Origin of the sequence: Micromonospora sp. NPDC051296, from assembly GCF_040682255.1 — a bacterium.
Lineage (GTDB): Bacteria > Actinomycetota > Actinomycetes > Mycobacteriales > Micromonosporaceae > Micromonospora > Micromonospora craterilacus.
Genome location: NZ_JBFBAO010000078.1, coordinates 1 through 21670 on the forward strand (window position 1 = coordinate 1; position 21670 = coordinate 21670).

Below are 21670 nucleotides of genomic sequence, written 5' to 3' on the forward strand. Positions count from 1 at the left end.
GTGCCCGTCGACGGTGACGAACTGCCGGGCGGTGGTCTCCGGGTCGAACGTCGGCGCCAGGCCGGCGGCCACCCGCAGCTGTTCCTCGACCAGGTCCACGCCGTAGACGGTGAGGTCGAGCGCGGGGTGCTCGCGGGACAGCGCCACCAGGGCCGCCGGCAGCAGGGTGCGTACGGCGCTGGGAAAGGCGCCGATGCGTACGCTGCCGGAGAGCCCGTCGCGTACGGCGGCGAGGGTGGCCTCGGCCGCTTCCAGGGCGGCGAGGACGACCTCGGTGTGCCGGACCAGGGCCGCGCCGGTGGGGGTGAGCGCCACTCGTCGCCCGGCCCGTTCCAGCAGCCGTACGCCCGCCTCCCGCTGCAACGCCGCCAGTTGCTGGGAGACGGCGGACGCCGTGTAGGTGTGGGCCTCGGCGACAGCGGCGATCGTGCCCAGGTGGGCCAGGTCCCGCAGCAGGCGCAGGCGACGCACGTCAAGCATCAGCTCAGCTTACGTTTTCGTTGAGGAAGCCGAACTGGTCCTTCAGCGTCGTCGCGCCCAGGCTGGAGGCATGACAATCACCGGCCTGTACGTCCCGCTGATCACGCCCTTCGACGCGTCCGGAGCCGTCGCCGTCGACGCCCTGACCGGGCTCGCCCACCAGGTGCTCGGCGCCGGCGCCACGGGTGTCGTCGCGCTCGGCACCACCGGCGAACCGGAGGCGCTCACCGACGCGGAGCGGCGCACCGTGGTCGACGTGGTCGCCGAGGTCTGCCGGGAGCACGCGGCGCAGCTGCTGGTCGGCGCGCACAGCCCGGCCGCGTTGCGCGCGCTGGCCGACCGGCCGGAGGTGGCCGCCGCGCTCTGCCTGGTGCCGCCATTCGTACGCCCCGGCGAGGAGGGCGTGCTGGCGCACTTCGCCGAGCTGGCGCAGGGCAGCCCGGTGCCGCTGGTGGCTTACCACGTCCCGTGCCGCACCGGGCAGTGGCTAAGCGCCGGTGCGTTGCGACGGCTGGCCGACCTGCCCGGTGTCATCGGGGTCAAGCACGCGGTGGGCGGCATCGACCCGACGACGGTCGCCTTCCTCACCGACGTGCCACCCGGCTTCGCGGTGCTCGGCGGCGACGACATCGTCCTGTCGCCGCTGCTCGCCCTCGGTGGACACGGCGGCATCGTGGCCTCGGCCCACGTCGCCACCGCCGACTTCGCGGCGCTGATCGACGGGTGGCGCACCGGCGACGTCGGCCGCGCCCGGCCGCTGGGCCGCCGGCTCGCGGCGCTGTCCACGGCGTTGTTCGCCGAACCCAACCCGACCGTGCTCAAGGCGGTCCTGCACGCCCAGGGCCGCATCCCGACCCCGGCCGTACGGCTGCCGCTGCTGCCCGCCGGGGAGGCCGCGACCGAGGCGGCGCGGCGACTGCTCGACGCCCCGGTCACCGTCGGCTGAGGTCGCGGCAGGTGGGCTACGGCCGGCGGCGGGCGGCGGCGATGGTCGCGATGCCCTCCTCGATGGCCGAGGCGGAGTTGGCCGCGTAACCGAGGACCAGGCCGGGCGGGTACGGCCGCCGGCAGTGCCAGGACAGCGGCTGCACCTTCACACCCCGCGCCAGCGTCGCCGCCGCCAGCTCCGTGTCCGCCACCTCGCCGTCGAGGGTGACGGTGAGGTGCAGCCCGGCCGCCGCGCCGTGCACCGTGGCGTCGGGCAGGTGGCGGGCCAAGGCGCTGATCATCGCGTCCCGGCGGCGTACGTGCCGTCGGCGCAGCAGCCGCAGCTGCCGTTCCAGCGCCCCGTCGGTGATCAGCTCGGCGAGGACCAGCTGCGGCAGGACGGCGTTACCCAGGTCGGCGGTGCGTTTGGCGGCCACCACGGCGTCCCGGTGACGGCGAGGCACCAGCAGCCAGCCGAGCCGCAGCGCCGGGGCGAGCAGCTTCGACACGCTGCCGGTGTAGCAGACCTGCTCGGGCAGGGTGGCGCGCAGCGCGGGCACCGGCGGGCGGTCGTAGCGGTGTTCGGCGTCGTAGTCGTCCTCGATGACCAGACCGCCGGCGCGGGCCCAGTCGGCGAGCTGGCGGCGACGGTCGCCGTCGAGCACCACGCCGGTCGGGAACTGGTGCGCCGGGGTGAGCATCACCGCGGGTACCCCGCTGGCGGCCAGCGCGTCCACCCGCAGGCCGGCGGCGTCCACCGGGATCGGCACGGTTTCGACCCGCAGGTTGTCGAGGTGCTGCCGGACGCCGAGGGAGCCGGGGTCCTCCACGCCGACCGTGGTGGGACCGTCGTGGCGCAGTGCCTCGGCGAGCAGGCCGAGCGCCTGGGAGACGCCGGTGGTGATGATCACCTCGGTCGGGTCGACGGTGATCCCGCGGGTGCGGGCCAGCCATCCGGCGACGGCCCGGCGCAGGGCGGGCGTCCCGCACGGATCGCCGTAGCCGAGGTCCGGTGCGGCCAGCCGCCGCAGCACTGCCTTCTCGGCGCGCAGCCAGGCCGCGCGGGGAAACGCCGCCAGGTCGGGTACGCCGGGCGTCAGGTCGATCCGCGCCGGTGCGGTGCGTACCGCGTCGAAGATGTCGGACCCGGGCGCCGGCGCGAACAGGCCGGCCGGATCCGCTGCCGCCGGTGGCGCGGGCGTTGCCGCGCCACCGATCCGGTCACCGTCGGCGGGCGCCCGGCCGCTCGACCTGGGCGCGGTCAGGGTCCAACCGGCGGATGTCGACCCGTGGGTCGCGGACCCGGCCGAAGCCGGCGATGGGGCGGCGACGACCACAGTGCCGGCGCGGCCCCGGCCGGCGACGTGCCCGTCCTCCACCAGCCGCTGGTACGCCTCGACCACCACGCCGCGGGAGACACCGAGATCGGCGGCGAGCACCCGGGTGGCGGGCAGCCGGGAGCCGACGGGCGTGACACCGTCCGCGATCGCCCGACGCAGCCGGTCGGCGAGCCAGGCCGCCCGCCCGCCGGCCGGCGCCTGCCCGATGTCCAGGTGCAGGAAATCCGACCCGGCGTTGAGCGGGGGCGACGCTACGGCACGTGGCGGCACCAAGGGGGCCCTTCCGTTGACGATCTTCTTCGTCGCGTTCCTGCCGCAGTTCGTGCACCCGGACACGCCGGGTGCCCTCGGCCGGATGCTCGGGCTGGGCGCGGTGTTCACGGCGACCACGCTGGTGGTCTTCGTCGGCTACGGCCTCGGCGCCGCCGCGGTACGCCGGCACGTGCTCGACCGCCCCCGGGTGGCCGACTGGCTGCGCCGGTGCTTCGCCGGCTCGTTCCTGGCGCTCGGGCTGCTGCTGGCCCGAACCGAGGCGTGAGGAGACGAAAACATGTACCTCCAGCACTCCCGTCAGGTCCGGATTCCGCGTCGACGTTGCCGCCGGCTCAGATGTTGGCTGAGTCGGCGGGTACGCCGTCGGGCAATGTGGGCGACCCGGCCAGCGGCTGCTCCGGCTCGCCGGACCGGCCCACCGTGTAGGCGGTCATCGACAGCGACCCGTAGGCGTACCCGTCCACCAGGACGTTCGCCGCCGTGCCGTCGGCACCGGCCAGGCCGGCCAGATAGAGCAGCGGGATGAAGTGGTCCGGCGTCGGCACGGCGAAGCCGAAGTCGCGGTGGGCGTCCAACGCGGCCGCCTCGGTCGGCGCACCGAGCATGACCTCCTTCGCCGCCTCGTCGAAGCGCTGCGCCCAGTCGAACCCCTGGTCGACCATCCGGGGATTGACGCCGCCGAGGTTGTGCACCACGTTGCCGCTGGCCACCACCAGCACACCCCGCTCCCGCAGCGGCGCGAGCTTCGCGCCCAGCTCCAGGTGGTAGTCCAGCCCCTTGAACGCGTTGATGCTCAACTGCACGACCGGGATGTCCGCCTCGGGAAAGGCGTGCACCAGCACCGACCAGGTGCCGTGGTCGATGCCCCAGGAGTCGAGGTCGGCGCCGACCCACGTCGGGTGGACGACGTCGCTGACCTCCTCGGCCAGTTCGGGCAGGCCCGGCGCCGGGTACCGCACGTCGAACAGTTCCTGCGGGAAGCCGTAGAAGTCGTGGATCGTCCGCGGCCGGGGCATGGCGGTGACGGCCGTGGCACCGATGTACCAGTGGGCCGACACCACCAGGATCGCCCGGGGCCGGGGAACCGACTGCCCGAATCCCCGCCATGCGGCGGTGTACCGGTTGACTTCCAGTGCGTTCATCGGGCTGCCGTGGCCGAAGAACACGGCCGGCATCACTGTGGACGTCGTGTCGCTGCTCATGCTGCGCCTCCCGAGCTGGCGGTGGCCTGAGCGTAGACGGCCCGTCGGGCGCTGTCCCGCGTACCGTCACGGCGGCCGGATCCGGCGCGGTGGCGGGTTCAGACCGTCTCGCCGGGGGCGAGGTAGCGGTAGCCGGGCACCGTCTCGGTGAACCAGCCGTTGACGCTGGCCAGGCCGCGCTCGTTGAGCTGGGCGTCGTGGATCGCGAAGACCTCGGCCGCGCGGGCCGCGGTGGCGAAACCGATCGCCTCGGTCAGCTTGAGCCAGGACGCCTGCGCGGGGACCAGCAGGGTCCGCACCGGCCGGCCCGGGAGATGCAGCGAGTCACCCGGGTGGTAGACCTCGTCGGCGACCAGGTAGCCGAGGTTGGCGCAGTCGGGCTGGCCGGCGTGGATGGTGGCGTGCCGCCCGCCGACCGCGGTGACGTCGAGACCGGCCGCGGTGAACCGCTCCCCCGCGCGGACCCGGGTCACCTGGAGCGGGGCCAGGTCCGGCAGGACGGCGCCCTCCGGGACGAAGACCGGCACGCCCAGGCCGGCCAGCCGCAGCACGTCGATGTGGTCGGCGTGCTCGTGGCTGACCAGCACGGCGTCCGCACCGGCCAGGGCGCGCGGCTCGCTCCACGTACCGGGGTCGATCACGAGGACCGCGCCGTCGTGTTCGAGCCGGACACAGGAGTGGGTGTACTTCGTGATCCGCATGCCCTGGACGGTACGGATCGACCTAACCGCAGGTGCCGGCGACGGTGAACCAGCAGGCCGTGTGGGGTGAGGTCTTGAAGAAGCGGAGCAGCAGGCTCCCCACCTTCTGCCGCCCCGAGTTGGATGGATGCGTACCGTCCGCGACGAAGTCCGACCGGTCCCAGACGAGCCCGTCGGAGCGGGGCTGGAGGCCGTTGGCCCAGAGGTAGGGACCCCAGGCCGCCCACCCGGTGGCGCTGTTGTAGTTCAGGTTGCCGGCCCGAGGATCGGTGCCGCCGCCGGACATCTGGGTGATCTGCGCCTGGATCACCCACTTGACCCCAAAGCCGGTCTCGTACGCGTACGGCTCGGGGTTCAGGCTGGTGGTGGCGTAGCCGCCGTAGATGCGGCTGGAGAAGAAGACCTGCTGCAGGTTGGGGTAGCGCGTCTTCAACGCCCGGAGGATGTTGCCCTGCTGGCTCACGAGCTGGTAGGCGTCGGCGTTGGTCGCGGGCAGGGACACCGACGGATTGGCGTTGGCGACCTTGACCCAGGCGACCTGGACCTGCCGTTCGGTGAGGCCGAGGGGTGCCAGTCTGGCGTCCCGGACGCGGTCGTAGTTGGCGTCGGTCGGCGCGTCCCAGGTGCCGGCGGTCTGACCACCCGCGGCACCGTCGACGATCACCAGCTTGTCCCGGTTGACCTGCGGGTCCGCCGCGGCCTGACCGATGAAGGAGTAGGGCGCGCACCGCCCGCTGCCATCTCCCGAGCAGAACTCCTGGGTCGTGTTGGACATGCCGATGGAGAGCAGCACGTACTTGCCGTTGGCGCTCGGTGCGCCGGCGGTGTCGAGCGGGCGTACGCGGAGGGCTCGGGTGACACCGGCGGTGTGGTGGCTGTCCGGCATGGTGTTCCGGCCGGCCGGATACAGCCCGCCCTGGAAGCCGAGGTAGCTGCCGGTGCCGAGATCGTTGATGGGGCGAACGGGTGCGGCGAACGCTGCGGGCATACCGACGACCAGGACGGTCACGAAGGCGGCCAGCATCGCCAGGAACCGCCGAACATTGATAATCATGACGCTGAACCTAGAAAGGTGAGCGACGCCCGTCAATCTCCTCCGCGGATCTTCCTGGACCGTCGCCGCCCGGCGCCCTTCGATCCGCGATCAGCGGCGGGACGCCGGCCTCGGCCGGCGGCCGGCCGGCGGCCGGTCCACCGCCTCCTCGACCACCTCGCAGAGGTCGGTGAGCGGGTCGAGCGCCTGCGCCGCACAGGCCACCCGAAGCAGCAACGCGCGCAGCGTCGCGCTCTCCTCGGGGGGAAGCGACCGCAGCAGGCGCGACTCGACCCGGCGCAACTCGCCCCGCCGGAGCCGCGCGGCGTCCCGGCCATCGTCGGTGAGGGTGACCAGGCGGCTGCGCCGGTCGGCCGGGTCCGGTCGGCGCACCACCAGCCCGGCGCGCTCCAGGTCGTCGATCAGGTACGTCAGCACGGTGCGGTCGATCCCCAGCTCCTCGGCGATCGCCCCCTGGTTGCGGGCGGGCTCCCGGTCGGCGGCGGTGAGCACGTGGTAGCCACGCGGCCCGCCGGGCAGGTCACCGACGGCGTGCTCGGCGGCGCGGATGTAGGCCCGGAAGACGACGCCGAGCATCCACCCGAGGTCGTCGTTGAGCGGGTCGGGGCGGGAGTCGTTGCCGTCGGCACCGGTCATCCCCCAAGGTTAGCGCAGGTCACAGATTTTATTGGGCAAAGATGTTCTGTGCGACATAACATCTGGCTGTGGTGATCGACGCCGCGCTACCGGAAGGAAGGCCGAGATGAGCGACTACGGGCACCCCCTGACCTTCGGGTCGTTCCTGACGCCCGGCAACGCCGACCCCGCCCGACCGGTCGGTCTCGCCATGCTCTCCGAGCAGGTCGGGCTCGACCTGGTCACCTTTCAGGACCACCCGTACCAGCCCGCGTTCCTGGACACCTGGACGCTGCTGAGCTTCGTCGCTGCGCGGACCGAACGCGTCCGGCTGGCCGCGAACGTCACCAACCTGCCGCTGCGCCCACCCGCCGTCCTGGCCCGCAGCGTCGCCAGCCTCGACCTGCTCAGCGGCGGCCGGATGGAGCTGGGCCTGGGCGCCGGCGCGTTCTGGGACGCCATCGAGGCGATGGGCGGCCGACGCCTCACCCCCGGGCAGGGGGTGCGGGCCCTGGACGAGGCGATCGAGATCATCCGCCAGATCTGGGACGCCGACGCCCGTGGCGGAGTCCGGGTCGACGGTGAGTTCCACCGCGCGGTCGGCGCGAAGCGTGGGCCGGCCCCCGCCCACGACGTCGGCATCTGGCTGGGCGCGTACAAGCCTCGCATGCTCGCGTTGACCGGGCGCCGGGCCGACGGGTGGCTGCCCTCGCTGGCCTACCTGCAACCCGGTGACCTCGCCAAGGGCAACGCGATCATCGACGACGCGGCGGCCGAGGCCGGCCGGTCCCCGACCGACGTGATCCGGCTGCTCAACATCAACGGGCAGTTCAGCACGGCCGGCCGCGGTCCGCTGCACGGACCGGCCGAACAGTGGGCCGAGGAACTCGCCGACCTCGCCCTGACCGACGGGATCAGCACCTTCATCCTCGGCAGCGACGACCCCGACGACCTGCGGCGGTTCGCCGCCGAGGTGGCCCCGGCGACCCGGGAACTGGTCGCCGCCGAACGCTCGACCGGCACGAGCGACGTGTCGGCCGGCGCGGCCGGCACAGCTGGCACGGGGGGCACCTCGACCGGCACGGGCGGCGCGGCGGCGGGTGGCACCCGGCCGGGTGGCGCGGGGCAGGCCGAGTCCGCTGGCGGCGCGGTCCGGGCCGACGTGGCCGACCGTGCGGGGCGGCCGGGGGCACGGCGGGCCACCGTCGCGGTCGGGCCGTTCGCCGTCGTGCCGACGCCCGACGACGGGCGCCGGCGTACCGACGTGCGGGTGTGGGACGAGTCGGAGCGCCCCACCGGGCCGACGCCGGACCCGGAGCGCACCTACACCGCGCACGAGCAGGCCGGCGCGCAGCACCTGATCGACGTGCACGACGGGCTGCGCGCCGAACTGTCCCAGATCCACGACCTGATCGAGCAGGTCGCCGCCGGGTTGATCGACGTGGGCACCGCCCGGTCGCACATCAACACGATGACCATGCGGCAGAACAAGTGGACGCTGGGCACCTACTGCGAGTCGTACTGCCGGGTGGTGACCACCCACCACACGCTCGAAGACCGGTCGCTCTTCCCGCACCTGCGGCGCTCCGACCCCCGGCTCAAGCCGGTCATCGACCGCCTAGAGGAGGAGCACCACGCCATCCACGACGTGCTGGAGGGCGTCGACCGGGCACTCGTCGCGTTCGTCGCCACGCCGGACGGGATGGCCGAGCTGCGCGCCGCGGTCGACCTGCTCAGCGACACGTTGCTGTCGCACCTGTCGTACGAGGAACGCGAACTGGTCGAGCCGATCGCCCGGCTGGGCGTGCACTGAACCGTGTCGGGTCGCCGGAGCGCAGACGATCAGGGGCAGCGGGACGGCATCATCGGGGAATGGAGCCACGAGACGGACGGGGGCACCGGTGCGTACCGCACACCGCCGACGTACGGATCGAGGCGTGGGCGCCGGACCGGGAAGGCTGCGTGGCCGAGGCGGTCGCCGCGCTGGTCGAGTCGTTCACCGACGCAGCCGGCGCCCGACCCGCTGCCGAGCGGGAGTTCCACGCGCCGGCCGCCGGCGACGAGGACCTGCTGGTGGGCGTACTCGACGAAGTGATCTTCCGGTTGGAGACGGCGGACGAGCTGCCGCTGAGCACCGAGGTGGCCGACGACGGCGCCGGCGGTCTGCTGGTGCGCTGGCGCACCACGGCCAGCGGCGAGGTGGAACTCACCGGCGCGGTGCCGAAGGCGGTCTCGCTGCACGAGCTGCGCTTCGGCGGCGACGGTACGGGGTGGTCCTGCGCGGTGACGCTGGACGTGTGACGCGGCCCGTCAGCCCTTGACCACGCCGAGCGGCACCAGCCGGGCCACCTTCCGGCACAGGCCGGCACCCTCGGCGGCCTCCACCACGGCCGAGATGTCCTTGTACGCCGCCGGCATCTCCTCGGCCAGCCCACGCCGGGAGGCCCCGCGTACCGCGATGTCCTGCGCCTCCAACTGGGCGCGCGGGTCGGTGCCGTGCCCGGCCGCGACGGCCTGCTTGCGGCTCTGCACCCGGCCGGCGCCGTGGCAGGTGGAGGCGAACGCGGGCGCCCCGGCCACCCCGGTCAGCACGTACGAGCCGGTGCCCATCGAACCTGGGATGAGCACCGGCTGGCCGGCGGCGCGCAAGTCGTCGGGCAGGTCGGGATGCCCGGGCGGCAGGGCGCGGGTGGCGCCCTTGCGGTGTACGCACAGCCGCCGCGTCCCGCCGTCCACGGCATGGTCTTCGATCTTGGCGAGGTTGTGCGAGATGTCGTAGACCAGGTCGAGCCGCCGGCCGGTCTCGCGCTCGAAGATCTGGCCGGCCGCGTGGGCGAGCAACTGCCGGTTGGCCCGCGCGTAGTTCGCCGCGGCGGCCATCGCGCCCAGGTAGGCCCGCCCCTCGTGCGAGCTGACCGGGGCGCAGGCGAGCTGCCGGTCCGGGACGTGGATGCCGTGCCGGCCCATCACCTTCTCCATGGCCCGCACGTAGTCGGTGCAGATCTGGTGCCCCAGGCCCCGCGACCCGCAGTGGATCATCACGCAGACCTGGCCGGCGCGCAGGCCGAACGCCTCGGCCACCGACTCGTCGTACACCTGCTCGACCGCCTGCACCTCCAGGAAGTGGTTGCCGGAGCCGAGGCTGCCGACCTGGCGCGCGCCGCGCTCGATCGCCCGCTCGCTGACCTGGGCCGGGTTGGCGTCGTCCACCGCGCCGTAGTCCTCGCAGCGGTGCAGGTCCCGTTCGACCCCGAAGCCACGCTCCACCGCGTACCGGGAGCCGCCCCGCAGCACCGCGTCGAGTTCGTCGCGGCCGGTCAGGTGCCACACCGCGCCGCGGCCCATGCCGCGCGGGGTGGCCGCGCTCAGCGCGTCCATCACCGCGTCCAGGCGCGGGCGCAGTTCGTCGCGGTGCAGGTCGGCGGCGAGCAGCCGGACCCCGCAGGAGATGTCGAAGCCGACACCGCCCGGCGAGACGACCCCACCGGCCTCGACGTCGGTGGCGGCCACCCCGCCGATCGGGAAGCCGTAGCCCCAGTGCACGTCCGGCATGGCGTACGAGGCGCCGACGATGCCGGGCAGGGTGGCCACGTTGGCGACCTGCTCCAGCGAACGGTCCGCCCGGGTGTCGGGCAGCAGCGAACGGGAGGCGAAGACCACCCCCGGCACCCGCATCGGATCGTGCCGGTCGATCCGGAACCGGTACGGCGACTCCTCGACCAACTCCATGCCCCGCTGCTACCCACCGGCGGTGGCACTACACCTGCCCGGCGGGCAGTCACCGTCGCCCGGCGACCGGGGCCGTCGCGACCCCGGTCGCCGGGCGATCAGGACGCGACCACGGCGTCGATCTGGTTGATCGCCAGCGTGGCGCCCTCCACGACGCCCATGTCCAGCACCTGCTGCAACGCCTCGGCGGACTCGTACGTGCCCACGTAGATCGCACGCGTGCCGCCGTTGTGCTCGGTGAAGGTGTAGACGTTGTTGGAGACCGGCAGGTCCGGATTCGGGTTGAAGTCCAGATCGGCGAAGCCGTCCTCGAAGGCGAAGCTCCTTGGCTCGTCCACGGCGGTGACCAGCCAGTAGCCGGCGTGCTTGTCGCCCTCCGGGCCGGTCATGTAGTAGGTCACGCGACCGCCGGGCGTGAGGTCGTGCTCGACCACCGTCGCCGGGTAGGTCGGCGGTCCCCACACCGTCTCCAGTTGGCGCGGGTCGGCGTAGACCTGCCAGATCCGCTCCACCGGCGCGGCGAAGTCCGCCGTGATGGTCAGGGTCAGGTTGTCGAGGTCATGCTGGACGTCGGTCACGGGCATGGGTCAGTCCTCCTGATCAGGATCGGATGTGATGAGCACGTCGATGCGTGCGATGCGGCCACGCCAGACCTGTTCGAGCTCGGTGAGCATGGACGCCACCGACCGCACCGCCGCCACGTCGCCGCTGGCCAACTGCTCGCGACCGCTGCGTCGTTTGGTCAGCAGACCGGCCTTCTCCAACACGGCGACGTGCTTCTGGACCGCGGCGAAGCTCATGTCGTAATTCGCCGCGAGCGCGGAGACCGAGTGCTCCCCGGCCAGCACGCGGCGCAGGATGTCGCGCCGGGTGCGGTCGGCGAGCGCGTGGAACAGTGCGTCCGCACGGTCGTTGCTCTCCTCGGCCACCGGCCAAATATACAACCGATCGGTTGTACGTTGTCAAGCGCGACGCATGCCCCTGCTACGGCAGGTAGAGCCGACGGTAGCGGCGGATCAGGCGCCACTGGACCAGCACCGCGGCGACCGTCAACAGCATCATCACCAGGGTCGCCGCCGCCGCGTAGCCGTAGCGCAGGTACTCGAAACCGGTCTGGTAGACGAACAGCGACAGGTAGGTGGTGGCGTACGGGGGTGGGCCGCCGTCGGTCACCACGAACGCCGGTACGAAGGTGAAGTGCAGACTGGCGATGGCGTCCCGCACCGCCAGCAGGGCCAGCACCGGCGCCATCAGCGGCAGGGTGACCCGGCGGAACACGTCCCAGCCGGTGGCGTCCTCGAGGGCGGCCATCTCGTACACGTCGCGGGGCAACGCCCGCCGGGCGGCCAGCAGCACCACGAAGGTCTCCCCCATGGTGAACAGGCTCATCAGGATGATGCCCGCGCGGGCGCTGGTCGGATCGGTCAGCCACTGCGGCGGGGTCCGCCCCAGGACGGTCAGCCCGTGCTCCCCGCCGATCCGCAGCAGCTGGTTGATCGGGCCGTACAGCGGGTTGAACAACCACAGCCAGAGCAGACCGTAGGCGATCTCGGGCACGGCGGTGGGCAACAGCGCCGCGCTGCGGGCAGTGCCGGTGCCCCGGGCACGGCGGTGCAGCAGCAACGCCAGGCCGAGCGCCAACAGCACCCGCAGCGGTACGGCCACCAGCGCGAACACCACCGAGTTGAGCAACGCGACGCGGAAGATCGGGTCGTCCACCAGGGCGGTGAAGTTGTCCAGGCCGGCCCAGGACGGCGGGCGCAGCAGGTCGTACTCGGTGAACGCCAGGGCCAGGGTGACCAGGGCCGGCAGCAGCACCAACCCGACCAGGCCGACCAGGTACGGCGCCAGCATCAGCGCCAACTGCCGCCGGGACCGGCTGTCCGGTCGGGTCATGGGGCGTACCGGCGGCCGGAGGCGGCGTGGAACAGGTGGGTGTCGGCCCAGCGCACCTCGAGGCGTACCGCCGCGCCCTTGTCGGGGCGGCGGGCGGCCGGCACCCGGGCGACCACCGGCTGCCCGGCGGCGAGGGTGAGGTACGCGTAGGCGTCCTCGCCGATCACCTCGACCCGGTCGACGGTGGCCGGGGTGCCCTCGGCGGCGTCGAGGATGACCGCCTCCGGCCGGAAGCCGATCTCCAGCGGCTCGTCCGGCAGCGCCGGTGCCTCGCCGGTGCGCCGCACCGCGTCGCCGGCGGGCAGCAGGTTCATCGCCGGGGAGCCGACGAACCGGGCGACGAAGGTGCTGGCCGGGGTGCGCCAGATCTCGTCCGGGGTGCCCACCTGCTCGACCCGACCGTCGCGCAGCACCGCGATCCGGTCGGCGAGCACCAGCGCCTCGGTCTGGTCATGGGTGACGTGCACCATGGTCGCGCCGATCCGGTCGTGCAGGGCCCGCAACTCGGTACGCATCTCGGCGCGCAGCGCGAGATCCAGGTTGGACAGCGGCTCGTCGAGCAGGAACACGTCCGGTTCGCGGACCAGCGCCCGGGCCAGGGCGACCCGTTGGCGTTCGCCGCCGGAGAGCTGCCCGGGGCGGCGGTCGAGCAGCCCGGCACAGCCCACCGTCTCGGCCGCCGCCCGGGCCCGCTCCCGCGCCTGGCGGCGCGGGGTGTCCCGCACCTCCAGCCCGAAGGCGATGTTCTCGACCACGCTCAGGTGCGGGAACAGCGCGTACGACTGGAAGACCATCGACACGTTGCGCAGGCCGGGCCGTTGGTCGGTGACGTCGCGGCCGGCGATGCGGACCTGGCCGGCGGTGACCGGCTCCAACCCGGCCACCACCCGCAGCACCGTCGACTTGCCGGCACCGGAGGGGCCGAGCACCACCAGCAGCTCACCCCGCTCGACGGTCAGGTCCACCTCGTGCAGCACCGTGGTGTCGCGGTACGCGGCGCTCACCCCGTCGAGGACGAGCCCGCTCACCCGTTCTCCCCTCGGGCGAACATCGGGCGGCTCTTGGTGTCCAGCTCGCGGATGACGTCGTCGAGCTTGTCGCCGCGGTGCATGGCGTTCTCCAGGATGCCGTAGCTGAGGTCCTCGATCTCCGGCCAGGTGGAGACGGTGGGCAGCGCCCGGACGGTGGGGATGGCGTCGAGGAAGACCTGCGAGTTGCGCGGCGGCTGGTTCGGGTCCAGGAACGCCGGCGACCGGGACACCTCGATGTGCGACGGCACGGTGCGCCCGGTCGCGGCGATGATCCGCTGCCCCTCCTCGGCCATCGCGTACTCCATGAACCGCCAGGCGGCGTCCTTGTTCTTCGATCCCTGGGTCATGCAGTACGCGTCGGAGTGCAGCACCCCGACCGGCTGCCGGTAGATCGGCAGCGGGGCCACGTCCCATTCGAAGCCGGTGATGGTGCGGAAGTTGGTGGTGGCCCGGCGGGAGGTCATCAGCATGCCGAGGCGGCCGTTGAGGAAGCGGGACTCGTCGTCCTCCGCCTCCACCTCCGCGTCGGTCGGCACCACCCCGTACGCCAACCGCAGGTCGACCAGGTTGCGCAGCGCCTCCCGGGCCGCCGGGCTGTCCAACGCCAGCCGGGTGGGCTGGTCGGGGTCGTCGACGATCTCGCCGCCGTTGGACCAGACCAGCGGGGCGAGCCGGATGATCGACGGCTCCACGCCGAGGCCGTGCACGGCGGGCAGCCGGGCGGCGCCCTCCGCTTCGGTGCCCTTGATCACCAGGCCACGGTCGTCGCGGGTCATCAGGGTGGCGGTGCCGACCAGGTCGTTCCAGGTCCAGCCGGCCTTCGGTTCGGGCACCCCGTACTTGGTGAACAGGGTGCGGTTGTAGTAGACGGCGAGGCTGGAGACGTTCTGCGGCAGGCACAGCTGGGCGCCGTCCCACTTGAACGCCTCCATCGCCACCGGGTAGTAGTCGGCCGGGTCGAGCGCCTCGGAGCCGGCGATCCGGTCGTCGAGCGGCTCGACCACGCCCTTGGCGGCAAACTGGCCGTAGAAGCGGTAGTTCATCAGGAACACGTCCGGCGGCGCTCCCCCGGCGACCGAGGTGGCCAGCCGGGCCAGCAGGTCCTTGCGGTCACTGGCCTCGATCAGCTGCACCCGCTCGCCGGGCCGGGCGTCCTGGTACGCGTCGATCAGCGTGCGGTACGCCCCCAGTTCCTCGGGTGCGCCGAACACCAGCAGCTTGACCGGTTTCGAGGCGGACGACCCGGCGCCGGAGCCGCAGCCGGTGACGGCCAGCGCGGCGCACATCGTGAGGGCGAGCAAGGACTTCGGTTTCACTGTGGTCAACCCCTCGGATCAGTCGTCGTGGTGCAGGAAACGCCGCTGGGCCAGGACGAAGACCACCAGCGCGGGCACGGTGGCGATCACCGCCCCGGCCAGGAAGACGGGGAAGTTGGTGGGGTCGAGCAGCGACAGCGACCGCAATGCCAGCGGCAGGGTGAACAGGTCACGGTCGTAGATGTAGATCAGCGGGTCGAGGAAGTTCGACCAGGTGAGCACGAAGGTGAGCGCGGTGATGCCGGCGGTCACCGGGCGGACCAGCGGCAGCGCGACCCGCCACCAGGTGCGCAGCGGCGACAGGTCCGCCACCAGGCAGGCGTCGTACAGGTCGGCCGGCAGGGCACGGAAGGCCAGGTAGTAGACCAGCACGTAGAGCGGCGAGGTGCCCAGCAGGGCCGGGGCGATCAGCGGTACGAGGGTGTCGGTCAACCCGAGGAACCGGAAGATCGCGAAGCGGGGCACCAGCAGCGCGGTCGCCGGCACCATGAGCGCGACCAGAGAGGCCACCACCACCGTGGCGGTGGTGCGCGGGGCGAGGCGGGCCAGCGCGAAGCCGGCCAGCGAGGCGACCAGCACGCTCAGCGGTACCGCGACCACGGCGACCAGCACCGAGTTGAGCGAGGCGCGCAGCAGGCCACCCAGGTCTAAGGCCCGCTGGTAGCCGGTGCCGGAGAGCGGGTCGGGCACCAGCTGCGGCGTCGGCGAGGGCGGCAGGCCGGGCTCGGTGAGCGAGCCGGAGACCAGCAGCAGCAGCGGTGGTACGAAGACCAGGATGACGAAGGCCGCGCCGAGCGTACGCCACAGCCGGGCGGCCCGCTCGGGCAGCGGCGAGGGGCCGACGGCGCGGCCCCTCGCCAGTATCTTGCCGATGATCTGCGTTCCTTACTTCAGGCTGAGCTTCCAGGCGCCGAGACCGTGCGAGGCGGCGTAGAGCACCCGCTCGCCCGGCACGATGGTCAGCCCGGCGACCTCGACGTTCGGCATGCTCCCGGCGGCCTTGGTCCAGGAGGTCCTGCCCTGGGGCAGCAGCAGCACGCCGAAATCGGTGGAGGCGTACAGGTCGCCGGTGACGTCGTCGCGGACCAGGTCGGTGATCGGCTGGTCGCCGAAGTCGTACGACCGGTCGGTCCAGGTCGCCCCGCTGCCGGTGGCCTTCACCTCGAACGCGTGCCCGAGCGTGGTCGGGGTGTTGGAGCCGTAGCCGCTGTAGGAGATCCACGCCCGGGCCGGGTCGGCCGGGTCGATGTGGATGCTGGTGACGAAGCGGTTCGGCGTGGCGGCGGTGTCGATCCGGGTCCAGGTCACCGCGGCGGCCGGCTCGGCGTCGGCGTTACGGGTGACGAAGACCCGGCCGGTGCTGGTGGCCGCCCACGCGGTGGAGGTGTCCGAGTCGACCCGCTGGACCACCGAGACGGCGCCGCCGGCCCGGTCACCCCACGCGGCGCCGGTCAGGTTGTTGGTGCCCAGCGGCTCCCAGTCACCGCACACCGCCTCGTACGTGCCGTTCCAGGAGTTGCAGATCCGGTCGGCCTCGGCCACGGTGCGGTTGCCCAGGCCGAAGGTCTTGGTGCGGTACACCGACAGGCCGGTGCCGGCGAACATGGTGCCGCTGACCTTCGGGTCGCTGATCACCGGGGCGTAGAACAGGTTGCCCGGCTGACCGAAGATCGGGTCGGCGGTCCAGATCCAGCTGCTGATGTCACCGTTGACGAAGCTCACCTCGGGCGAGACGTCGTAGTAGGTGTGGAACCGGAACTCGGGGCGGCCGACGTCCCAGCCGGAGGCGCCGCCGTCGCCGATCATGGTGTTGACCCAGCGCTGGCGCTGGCCCTTGTTCTCCCAGGTGCCGTTGTCCTGGGTGCCGCCCTGCAACAGGTTCACGTCGTGCGGGCTGACCGACAGGCTGATGAACTGCAGGGTGTTCATGCCCTTGTTGACGCCCTCCAGCTTGGAGGGGATCTTGGACAGCATCTGCCGGCAGCGGTCCTTCTGGGCCTGGGTGGTCAGGTTTCGGGCCGGGTTGTCGCACCAGGCCGACCGGTCGACGAACTGGCCGCTGGACCGCATCACGCCGCCGTCGCTGGCCTCGAAGAACTGGTACGGGTTGCGCGGGTTGGTGACCAGCGCATGTTGGTCCGGGTGCAGGCCGTTGGGGTGCAGCTCGTCGGTGCCGTCGTAGGTCATGTCGGTGCCGCTGACCCCGGCGTCGGTGGACAGCACGACACCCCGCTTGTGGGCGATGTTCTCGCCGTACACGTAGCTGCCGCCGGTGTAGACGACGTCCGGGTGCCCCGGCGGGGTGTGCACGAACACGTCGTACCAGCACTGGCCGGTGCACTGGTTGTAGGTGGCGAAGCCCGGGTCGGCCGGGTTGGCGCTGGTCAGGTCGGCGAAGGCCGGGCTGCCGGCGGCCACGTCGTCACTGCGGAACAGCCGCGAGTACGGGTTGCCCACGTTGCCCTCGTAGACGTACATCCGGGTCTTGCCGCCGGGCAGGGCGGTCACGTCGATCGCCGGGCGGGTCGTCGGCAGCGCGGCGTTGAGCGACGTCTTGATCTGCGTCCAGGTCTTGCCGGCGTCCGCCGAGCGCCACACGCCCCGGGCGTACGAGGAGGCGTAGACGATGTTGGCGTTCTTCGGGTCGAGCTTGACCTGCCGTACGCCGCGCGGCGAGCAGTTGGTGGTGTTGTTGTACTCGGCCAGGGTGCCGGTGCACTCGGTGGCGTTGGCCGAGCCGTTGTGCAGGAACGTCCAGCTCTTGCCGCCGTTGGTGGACTTGTACAGCCCCCACTTCGCGGCGTCGGGCACCGGCCGGGTGACGCCGCCGCAGCAGGAACTCGACATGCCGCGCAGCGCCGTGGTGGTGGCCACGTAGAGGGTCTTCGGGTCACCCGGCTTGATGGTGATCTCACCGATGCCCTTGCCGGCGAGGACGTCCTTGCCGAGCGGGCCGGACCAGGTCAGGCCGCCGTTGTTCGACTTGTACAGGCCGACGCCGGCGACACAGCCGGAGGCGCAGGTGTTGGCCTCGCCGGTGCCGACGTAGATGGTCAGGCCGGTCCGGTCGTTCCGGTCGATCGTCACCGCCCCGGCCGCGTTGATGCCCAACGGACCGCCGAGGTAGAACCACTTCGGCTCGGCGGCGAGGATGTTCAGCGTGCCCCAGACGCCGCCGCCGGCCGGGGTGACGTACGCCCGGCAGAGCAGCTGGTTGCAGTCCGGGCTGATGTCGATCGAGGTGACCCGGCCGCCCGCGACGTACTCGTTCGGCACGTAGTTGAAGGCGTTGCGGTACTCCGTGAACGGGTAGAGCGCCTCGTTGGGGCCGACGTTGGTCCACTGCCGGCTGCCCTTGAACCGCTTGTCGGCAGCCGCGTACGCCGCCTTGGAGCGATCCATCTGGGCGATGGTGATCGCGTCGGCCGGGTAGGCGCGCTCCAGGAACTCCTGTTGGGCGGCGCCACCCGGCCCGTCCGGAGCCATGCCACCGTCACCGGGGACGGCCTGGCGCAGCCGCTCCAGGTGCGCGCCGAGCGCGTTGGGCATCTCGCCGTCGCCGACCGCGGCGGCGGCCGGCACCTGGGCGCCGGCGTAATGGATTCCCACGAAACCGGCCGACACCACGAGGGCACCGACCGCCAGTCCGGTGAGTAGATGGCGACGTCTACGCTTCACGAGGGTCCCTCCGGCATGACGGCGTCACCGCAGCGCGGCAACCCTCGGATTGGCGACCGTCACTGGCAGCGTCCACGATGGAATATGTCAGAGGGATTCACCAGAGGCAATAGCGGTGCTGCACGGCCGCCGACCGCACCGTGCGTACCGCACGGCACGCGAAGCCGGTGCCGCCGCGCTCGTCGTCACACTTCATGACGCCGGTGGTCGGACGGTGACCTGGCCGGGCAACAATGACGAGTCGGGGCAGGTCGGGGAGGATGGTCAGCGTGAGGGAGGCAGCCGGATCGTCGGCGACACCGCAGCCGACCGGCGCCGAGCTGCACGACCCCGCGCCGGCGGGCGGCGGGTTGCGGGCGGACTGCGCTCGGTGCTTCGGCCTCTGCTGCGTCGCCCCCGCCTTCGCCGCGTCGGCCGACTTCGCGCTCGACAAGCCCGCCGGGCAGCCGTGCCGCAACCTGCGCCCCGACTTCGGCTGCGGCATCCACGCCGAGCTGCGCGACCGGGGCTTTCCGGGCTGTACCGTCTTCGACTGCTTCGGCGCGGGTCAGCGGGTCGCTCAGGAGACCTTCGGCGGGCGGGACTGGCGTGCCGCGCCGCAGTCCGCCCGGCAGATGTTCGACGTCTTCGCGGTGATGCGACCCCTGCACGAGCTGCTCTGGTATCTGACCGAGGCCCTCGCCCTGCGCCCGCCAGCGGAGCTGCGCGAGGAGTTGTCCGCCGCGCTCGCCGAGACCGACCGGCTGGCCACGGGCAGCCCGCAGACGCTGCTCACGCTCGACGTCGACGCGCACCGCGGCAAGGTCAACGCGCTGCTGTCGCGTACCGGCGACCTGGCCCGTACCCACGGCGGCGCCGCCGGAGCCGACCACCGGGGAGCCGGGTGGGTCGGCCGGGACCTGCGCCGAGCCGACCTGCGCGGGGCGAACCTGCGCGGCGCGCTGCTGATCGCCGCCGACCTGCGCGGCGTCGACCTGGCCCGGGCCGACCTCACCGGCGCCGACCTGCGGGCGGCCGATCTACGCGGCGCGGACCTGTCCGGGTCCCTGTTCCTGCACCAGTCACAGGTCGACGCCGCCCGTGGCGACCGGCACACTCGCCTGCCGGCCCGGCTCACCCACCCGGCCCACTGGTCGACGCTGCCACTCACCCCGCGCCCGCCATCCCGGCGCCGGAACCGGAACCGCTGACGCCGCAGGTGCCGTAGCCATAGGCCCCTACGTTCGCGGCCGGGACTTCGACACCGGCCTAGCGGCGGGCCGGCGCCTTTGCGGCGCGCGCCTCGGTCATCCCCTGGTTCGCCAGGGCGTCGGCCCGCTCGTTCTCCGGGTGCCCGTTGTGCCCCTTCACCCACAGCCAGGTGACCCGATGCTGGGCGCAGGCCGCCTCCAGCCGCTGCCACAGGTCGGCGTTCTTCACCGGCTGCTTTGCAGCGGTCAGCCAACCGTTGCGTTTCCACGACGCCAGCCAACTGGTGATGCCGTTGCGCACGTACGTGCTGTCGGTGTGCAGCTCGACCGTGACCGGGCGGGTCAGGCTCTCCAGCGCCTCGATGGCGGCGGTCAGCTCCATCCGGTTGTTGGTGGTCGGGGTCGCCTCGCCGCCACACAGTTCGCGCTCGTGCGAGCCGTAGCGCAGCACCGCGCCCCAACCACCCGGCCCGGGATTGCCGCTACACGCGCCGTCGGTCCAGATCTCCACCACCCGGCCGGCCGTCTCGTCCACCATGCGGCAAACCTACCGAAGCCTCCCCCGCCAGCTGGCACCCGGCCGGCCGGCGTGCCGCCCGGATCGGCCGGGTGGTGCCGTCGGGTGGTGACAACCCGGCGCCGGGTCAGCGGCCTGGCCGGTCGGTCACTGGCCGGTCGGTCACTGCCCGGTCGGTCACTGGCCGGTCGGTCACTGGCCGGTCGGTCGCTGGCCGGTCGGGGCCGACGACGGGCGGCGGCACCGTCCAGGTCAGGCGGCGGGACGGTGCGAGCCGGTCGCGGAGGCGGCCGGCGGCGTCGGCCACGGTGGCGGTGACCATCGGCAGCAGTCGGGTGGAGCGCATCACGGCCAGGTCCTCGGTCATCGTGGTGGCACCGTCGAGGAAGCGCAGCACCCGTGACGCCGGGTTGCGGTCGAACAGCCGGCCGAAGAACTCCGGGCCGCCGACCAGGTCGCGGTCCAGGGCCCGCAGCGCGACCGCGTCCATCCACCGGTGCCGCCCGGGGTACGCGGGCGCCGGCACCGGCGGCCGTCCGGCGGCGAGCGCCCGGGCGACCTGTTCGGCCTGGCGGTGCATGGCGGCGAAGGTGAAGCCGGTCGACGGGCGGGTGGCGCCGCCGGCGGTGCCGAGGCGTACCACCCGGGGCGAGGGGCGGGCGACGAACGGGCCGTCGGTCATCGGGATGACGCCGTTCTCGACCTCCCGCACGGTGAGCCGGGCCGGGTCCAGGCCGAGCAGGTCCCGGTAGCCGGCCAGCGCGGCGTCGTACGCCGCGCTGGTGAGCAGGTCGGGCGAGAACTCGGTGTACTCGACCAGCGCGTACCGGCTGCTCACCGGCAGCAGGTAACCGAACGACACACCCCCGGGCGGCTGCGGGGTGCGGAAGTCCATCAGGACCGCGCGGGCCGGGTCGAACACCGGCCGGTCCGCTGCCAGCCACCAGCCGCGGAAGTGCTGCAACCAGTTCGTACGCCCCGGGCGACGCGGTGGTCGGGGCCGGGAGTCCAGCACCCAGCCGGCGCGCAACGCCGGCCGGTCACCGCCGGTACCCACCAGCACCCGGTCGCCGTCGTCGTGCAGAGTTTCGGCACCGGCGACGATCCGGGTCACGCCGAGGCGCCGCTCGGCCTCGGCAGCCCGGTCATAGATCGGGCCGGAGCGCAGCATTCCGTACCGCAGGGGGGCGAGGTCCAGGACGCGGTGCGCACCGGGCGTGACCACCTCGACCTGCGGCCAGCTCGCGCTGAGCAGGTCGTCCAGGTCGTTGCCCGGGTGGTCCCAGAACGCCCACGTTCGGTCCTGGCCGCGTCGGTGCACCGGGTCGACGACGGCGATCCGGAGATCGCGTACGCCGTGCCGGGCCAGCGCGGCCAGTACGAGCGACGCGGCACCACCCCCGCCGACCAGGGCGAGGTCGACGTCGACCGGCGCGGAACCCACCCGGTCACGCTGCCACACCCGCAGACCCCGCAGGGCGTCACCCCGTCCTGCCGGCATCAGGTTCTCCGTGCTTCTCCCGAGGTGGCGGGTCGCTTCGGCTGCCGAGGCACACCAAAATGTGAATCTTGGACAGTTGGCGTTACGCGATGACGGGAACTGTCCAAGATTCACACCTTTGGTGGCGCGGTGCTACTGGGAGACCACCGGTGACCTGTCGTTCCTGGCCGCCTCCGGCCTCGAGCTGCTGGTCGGGACGGCCCGGTTCTGGGCCGCGGCG

At 72.7% G+C, this 21670-nt stretch carries 20 protein-coding genes and 1 pseudogene; 5 read left to right on the plus strand and 16 right to left on the minus strand.

The window, feature by feature from the left end:
- Nucleotides 1–480 (minus strand): LysR family transcriptional regulator (locus tag AB0M52_RS11525; protein ID WP_363952085.1); only part of this gene is annotated, 480 nt, incomplete at its 3' end.
- Between the two features lie 70 nt (nt 481–550).
- On the opposite strand from AB0M52_RS11525, the gene AB0M52_RS11530 reads away from it, so the two are divergent.
- Nucleotides 551–1426, plus strand: coding sequence for a dihydrodipicolinate synthase family protein (locus AB0M52_RS11530; RefSeq protein ID WP_363952087.1), 876 nt, complete (start codon nt 551–553; stop codon nt 1424–1426).
- A gap of 16 nt (nt 1427–1442) precedes the next feature.
- Here the strand turns inward: AB0M52_RS11530 and AB0M52_RS11535 are convergent, their stop codons facing one another.
- Entirely contained in the window at nt 1443–3017 is a 1575-nt protein-coding gene (locus AB0M52_RS11535; RefSeq protein ID WP_363952090.1) for a PLP-dependent aminotransferase family protein, read from the minus strand.
- A gap of 16 nt (nt 3018–3033) precedes the next feature.
- Between AB0M52_RS11535 and AB0M52_RS11540 the strand changes: the two genes are divergently transcribed.
- Entirely contained in the window at nt 3034–3285 is a 252-nt protein-coding gene (locus AB0M52_RS11540) for a hypothetical protein (RefSeq protein WP_363952093.1), read from the plus strand.
- Nucleotides 3286–3352: 67 nt separating this feature from the next.
- Here AB0M52_RS11540 and ygiD read toward each other — a convergent pair whose 3' ends face one another.
- The 4 genes from ygiD to AB0M52_RS11560 form a co-directional block, all read right to left on the minus strand.
- Nucleotides 3353–4222 carry a 4,5-DOPA dioxygenase extradiol gene (gene ygiD / locus AB0M52_RS11545; protein WP_363952096.1) on the minus strand — a complete coding sequence of 290 codons (870 nt, stop codon included), beginning with the start codon at nt 4220–4222 and terminating at the stop codon, nt 3353–3355.
- Between the two features lie 98 nt (nt 4223–4320).
- Nucleotides 4321–4923 carry an MBL fold metallo-hydrolase gene (locus tag AB0M52_RS11550; protein ID WP_363952098.1) on the minus strand — a complete coding sequence of 201 codons (603 nt, stop codon included), beginning with the start codon at nt 4921–4923 and terminating at the stop codon, nt 4321–4323.
- 22 nt (nt 4924–4945) lie between these two features.
- On the minus strand, nt 4946–5977 hold the full coding sequence (locus AB0M52_RS11555) for a hypothetical protein (RefSeq protein WP_363952101.1): 1032 nt from the start codon (nt 5975–5977) through the stop codon (nt 4946–4948).
- A gap of 90 nt (nt 5978–6067) precedes the next feature.
- Nucleotides 6068–6613, minus strand: a complete 546-nt coding sequence (locus tag AB0M52_RS11560) for a MarR family transcriptional regulator (protein WP_363952103.1) — start codon at nt 6611–6613, stop codon at nt 6068–6070.
- A gap of 106 nt (nt 6614–6719) precedes the next feature.
- Here AB0M52_RS11560 and AB0M52_RS11565 point away from each other — a divergent pair, with 106 nt between their 5' ends.
- Together AB0M52_RS11565 and AB0M52_RS11570 are read left to right on the plus strand one after the other, a co-directional pair.
- Nucleotides 6720–8405 (plus strand): LLM class flavin-dependent oxidoreductase, encoded by a 1686-nt coding sequence (locus AB0M52_RS11565; protein WP_363952105.1) that lies wholly within the window; start codon nt 6720–6722, stop codon nt 8403–8405.
- Nucleotides 8406–8464: 59 nt separating this feature from the next.
- Nucleotides 8465–8893, plus strand: coding sequence for an archease (locus AB0M52_RS11570; RefSeq protein WP_363952108.1), 429 nt, complete (start codon nt 8465–8467; stop codon nt 8891–8893).
- A 9-nt stretch (nt 8894–8902) separates the two neighbouring features.
- Here AB0M52_RS11570 and AB0M52_RS11575 read toward each other — a convergent pair whose 3' ends face one another.
- From AB0M52_RS11575 to AB0M52_RS11610, 8 genes are all read right to left on the minus strand, one after another.
- On the minus strand, nt 8903–10321 hold the full coding sequence (locus AB0M52_RS11575) for an RtcB family protein (protein WP_363952111.1): 1419 nt from the start codon (nt 10319–10321) through the stop codon (nt 8903–8905).
- Between the two features lie 98 nt (nt 10322–10419).
- The gene (locus AB0M52_RS11580) at nt 10420–10905 is read right to left on the minus strand and encodes an SRPBCC domain-containing protein (protein WP_363952114.1); all 486 of its coding nucleotides are present in this window, start codon (nt 10903–10905) and stop codon (nt 10420–10422) included.
- Between the two features lie 3 nt (nt 10906–10908).
- Nucleotides 10909–11250, minus strand: coding sequence for a metalloregulator ArsR/SmtB family transcription factor (locus tag AB0M52_RS11585; RefSeq protein ID WP_363952117.1), 342 nt, complete (start codon nt 11248–11250; stop codon nt 10909–10911).
- 55 nt (nt 11251–11305) lie between these two features.
- The gene (locus tag AB0M52_RS11590) at nt 11306–12175 is read right to left on the minus strand and encodes a sugar ABC transporter permease (protein WP_363952131.1); all 870 of its coding nucleotides are present in this window, start codon (nt 12173–12175) and stop codon (nt 11306–11308) included.
- 38 nt (nt 12176–12213) lie between these two features.
- Nucleotides 12214–13245 (minus strand): ABC transporter ATP-binding protein, encoded by a 1032-nt coding sequence (locus AB0M52_RS11595; protein WP_363952120.1) that lies wholly within the window; start codon nt 13243–13245, stop codon nt 12214–12216.
- Nucleotides 13242–14534, minus strand: coding sequence for a sugar ABC transporter substrate-binding protein (locus tag AB0M52_RS11600; protein ID WP_363952134.1), 1293 nt, complete (start codon nt 14532–14534; stop codon nt 13242–13244). The genes AB0M52_RS11595 and AB0M52_RS11600 overlap by 4 nt, the downstream gene beginning before the upstream one ends.
- Before the next feature lie 48 nt (nt 14535–14582).
- Nucleotides 14583–15392 (minus strand): carbohydrate ABC transporter permease, encoded by an 810-nt coding sequence (locus AB0M52_RS11605; protein WP_363952137.1) that lies wholly within the window; start codon nt 15390–15392, stop codon nt 14583–14585.
- A 57-nt stretch (nt 15393–15449) separates the two neighbouring features.
- Nucleotides 15450–18242 carry a sialidase family protein gene (locus AB0M52_RS11610; protein WP_363952123.1) on the minus strand — a complete coding sequence of 931 codons (2793 nt, stop codon included), beginning with the start codon at nt 18240–18242 and terminating at the stop codon, nt 15450–15452.
- A 260-nt stretch (nt 18243–18502) separates the two neighbouring features.
- Here AB0M52_RS11610 and AB0M52_RS11615 point away from each other — a divergent pair, with 260 nt between their 5' ends.
- A complete protein-coding gene (locus AB0M52_RS11615; protein WP_363952125.1) occupies nt 18503–19432 on the plus strand; it encodes a pentapeptide repeat-containing protein in 930 nt (309 codons plus the stop codon).
- A 58-nt stretch (nt 19433–19490) separates the two neighbouring features.
- On the opposite strand, the gene rnhA is transcribed toward AB0M52_RS11615, so the two are convergent.
- Nucleotides 19491–19970 carry a ribonuclease HI gene (gene rnhA, locus AB0M52_RS11620; RefSeq protein ID WP_363952128.1) on the minus strand — a complete coding sequence of 160 codons (480 nt, stop codon included), beginning with the start codon at nt 19968–19970 and terminating at the stop codon, nt 19491–19493.
- A gap of 202 nt (nt 19971–20172) precedes the next feature.
- Nucleotides 20173–21450 (minus strand): annotated as a pseudogene (locus AB0M52_RS11625) (lycopene cyclase family protein); the annotation flags it as partial.
- Nucleotides 21451–21670: the final 220 nt, after the last annotated feature.

Excerpts from the sequence above, each read along its gene's own strand:
- AB0M52_RS11590 (WP_363952131.1), bottom strand. The coding sequence starts at position 12,175 with ATGCTGGCGCCGTACCTGGTCGGCCTGGTCGGGTTGGTGCTGCTGCCG.
- AB0M52_RS11550 (WP_363952098.1), bottom strand. The coding sequence starts at position 4,923 with ATGCGGATCACGAAGTACACCCACTCCTGTGTCCGGCTCGAACACGAC.
- AB0M52_RS11565 (WP_363952105.1), top strand. The coding sequence starts at position 6,720 with ATGAGCGACTACGGGCACCCCCTGACCTTCGGGTCGTTCCTGACGCCC.
- AB0M52_RS11580 (WP_363952114.1), bottom strand. The coding sequence starts at position 10,905 with ATGCCCGTGACCGACGTCCAGCATGACCTCGACAACCTGACCCTGACC.
- AB0M52_RS11560 (WP_363952103.1), bottom strand. The coding sequence starts at position 6,613 with ATGACCGGTGCCGACGGCAACGACTCCCGCCCCGACCCGCTCAACGAC.
- AB0M52_RS11530 (WP_363952087.1), top strand. The coding sequence starts at position 551 with ATGACAATCACCGGCCTGTACGTCCCGCTGATCACGCCCTTCGACGCG.
- AB0M52_RS11615 (WP_363952125.1), top strand. The coding sequence starts at position 18,503 with ATGGTCAGCGTGAGGGAGGCAGCCGGATCGTCGGCGACACCGCAGCCG.
- AB0M52_RS11570 (WP_363952108.1), top strand. The coding sequence starts at position 8,465 with ATGGAGCCACGAGACGGACGGGGGCACCGGTGCGTACCGCACACCGCC.
- AB0M52_RS11555 (WP_363952101.1), bottom strand. The coding sequence starts at position 5,977 with ATGATTATCAATGTTCGGCGGTTCCTGGCGATGCTGGCCGCCTTCGTG.
- ygiD (WP_363952096.1), bottom strand. The coding sequence starts at position 4,222 with ATGAGCAGCGACACGACGTCCACAGTGATGCCGGCCGTGTTCTTCGGC.
- AB0M52_RS11575 (WP_363952111.1), bottom strand. The coding sequence starts at position 10,321 with ATGGAGTTGGTCGAGGAGTCGCCGTACCGGTTCCGGATCGACCGGCAC.
- rnhA (WP_363952128.1), bottom strand. The coding sequence starts at position 19,970 with ATGGTGGACGAGACGGCCGGCCGGGTGGTGGAGATCTGGACCGACGGC.
- AB0M52_RS11600 (WP_363952134.1), bottom strand. The coding sequence starts at position 14,534 with ATGTGCGCCGCGCTGGCCGTCACCGGCTGCGGCTCCGGCGCCGGGTCG.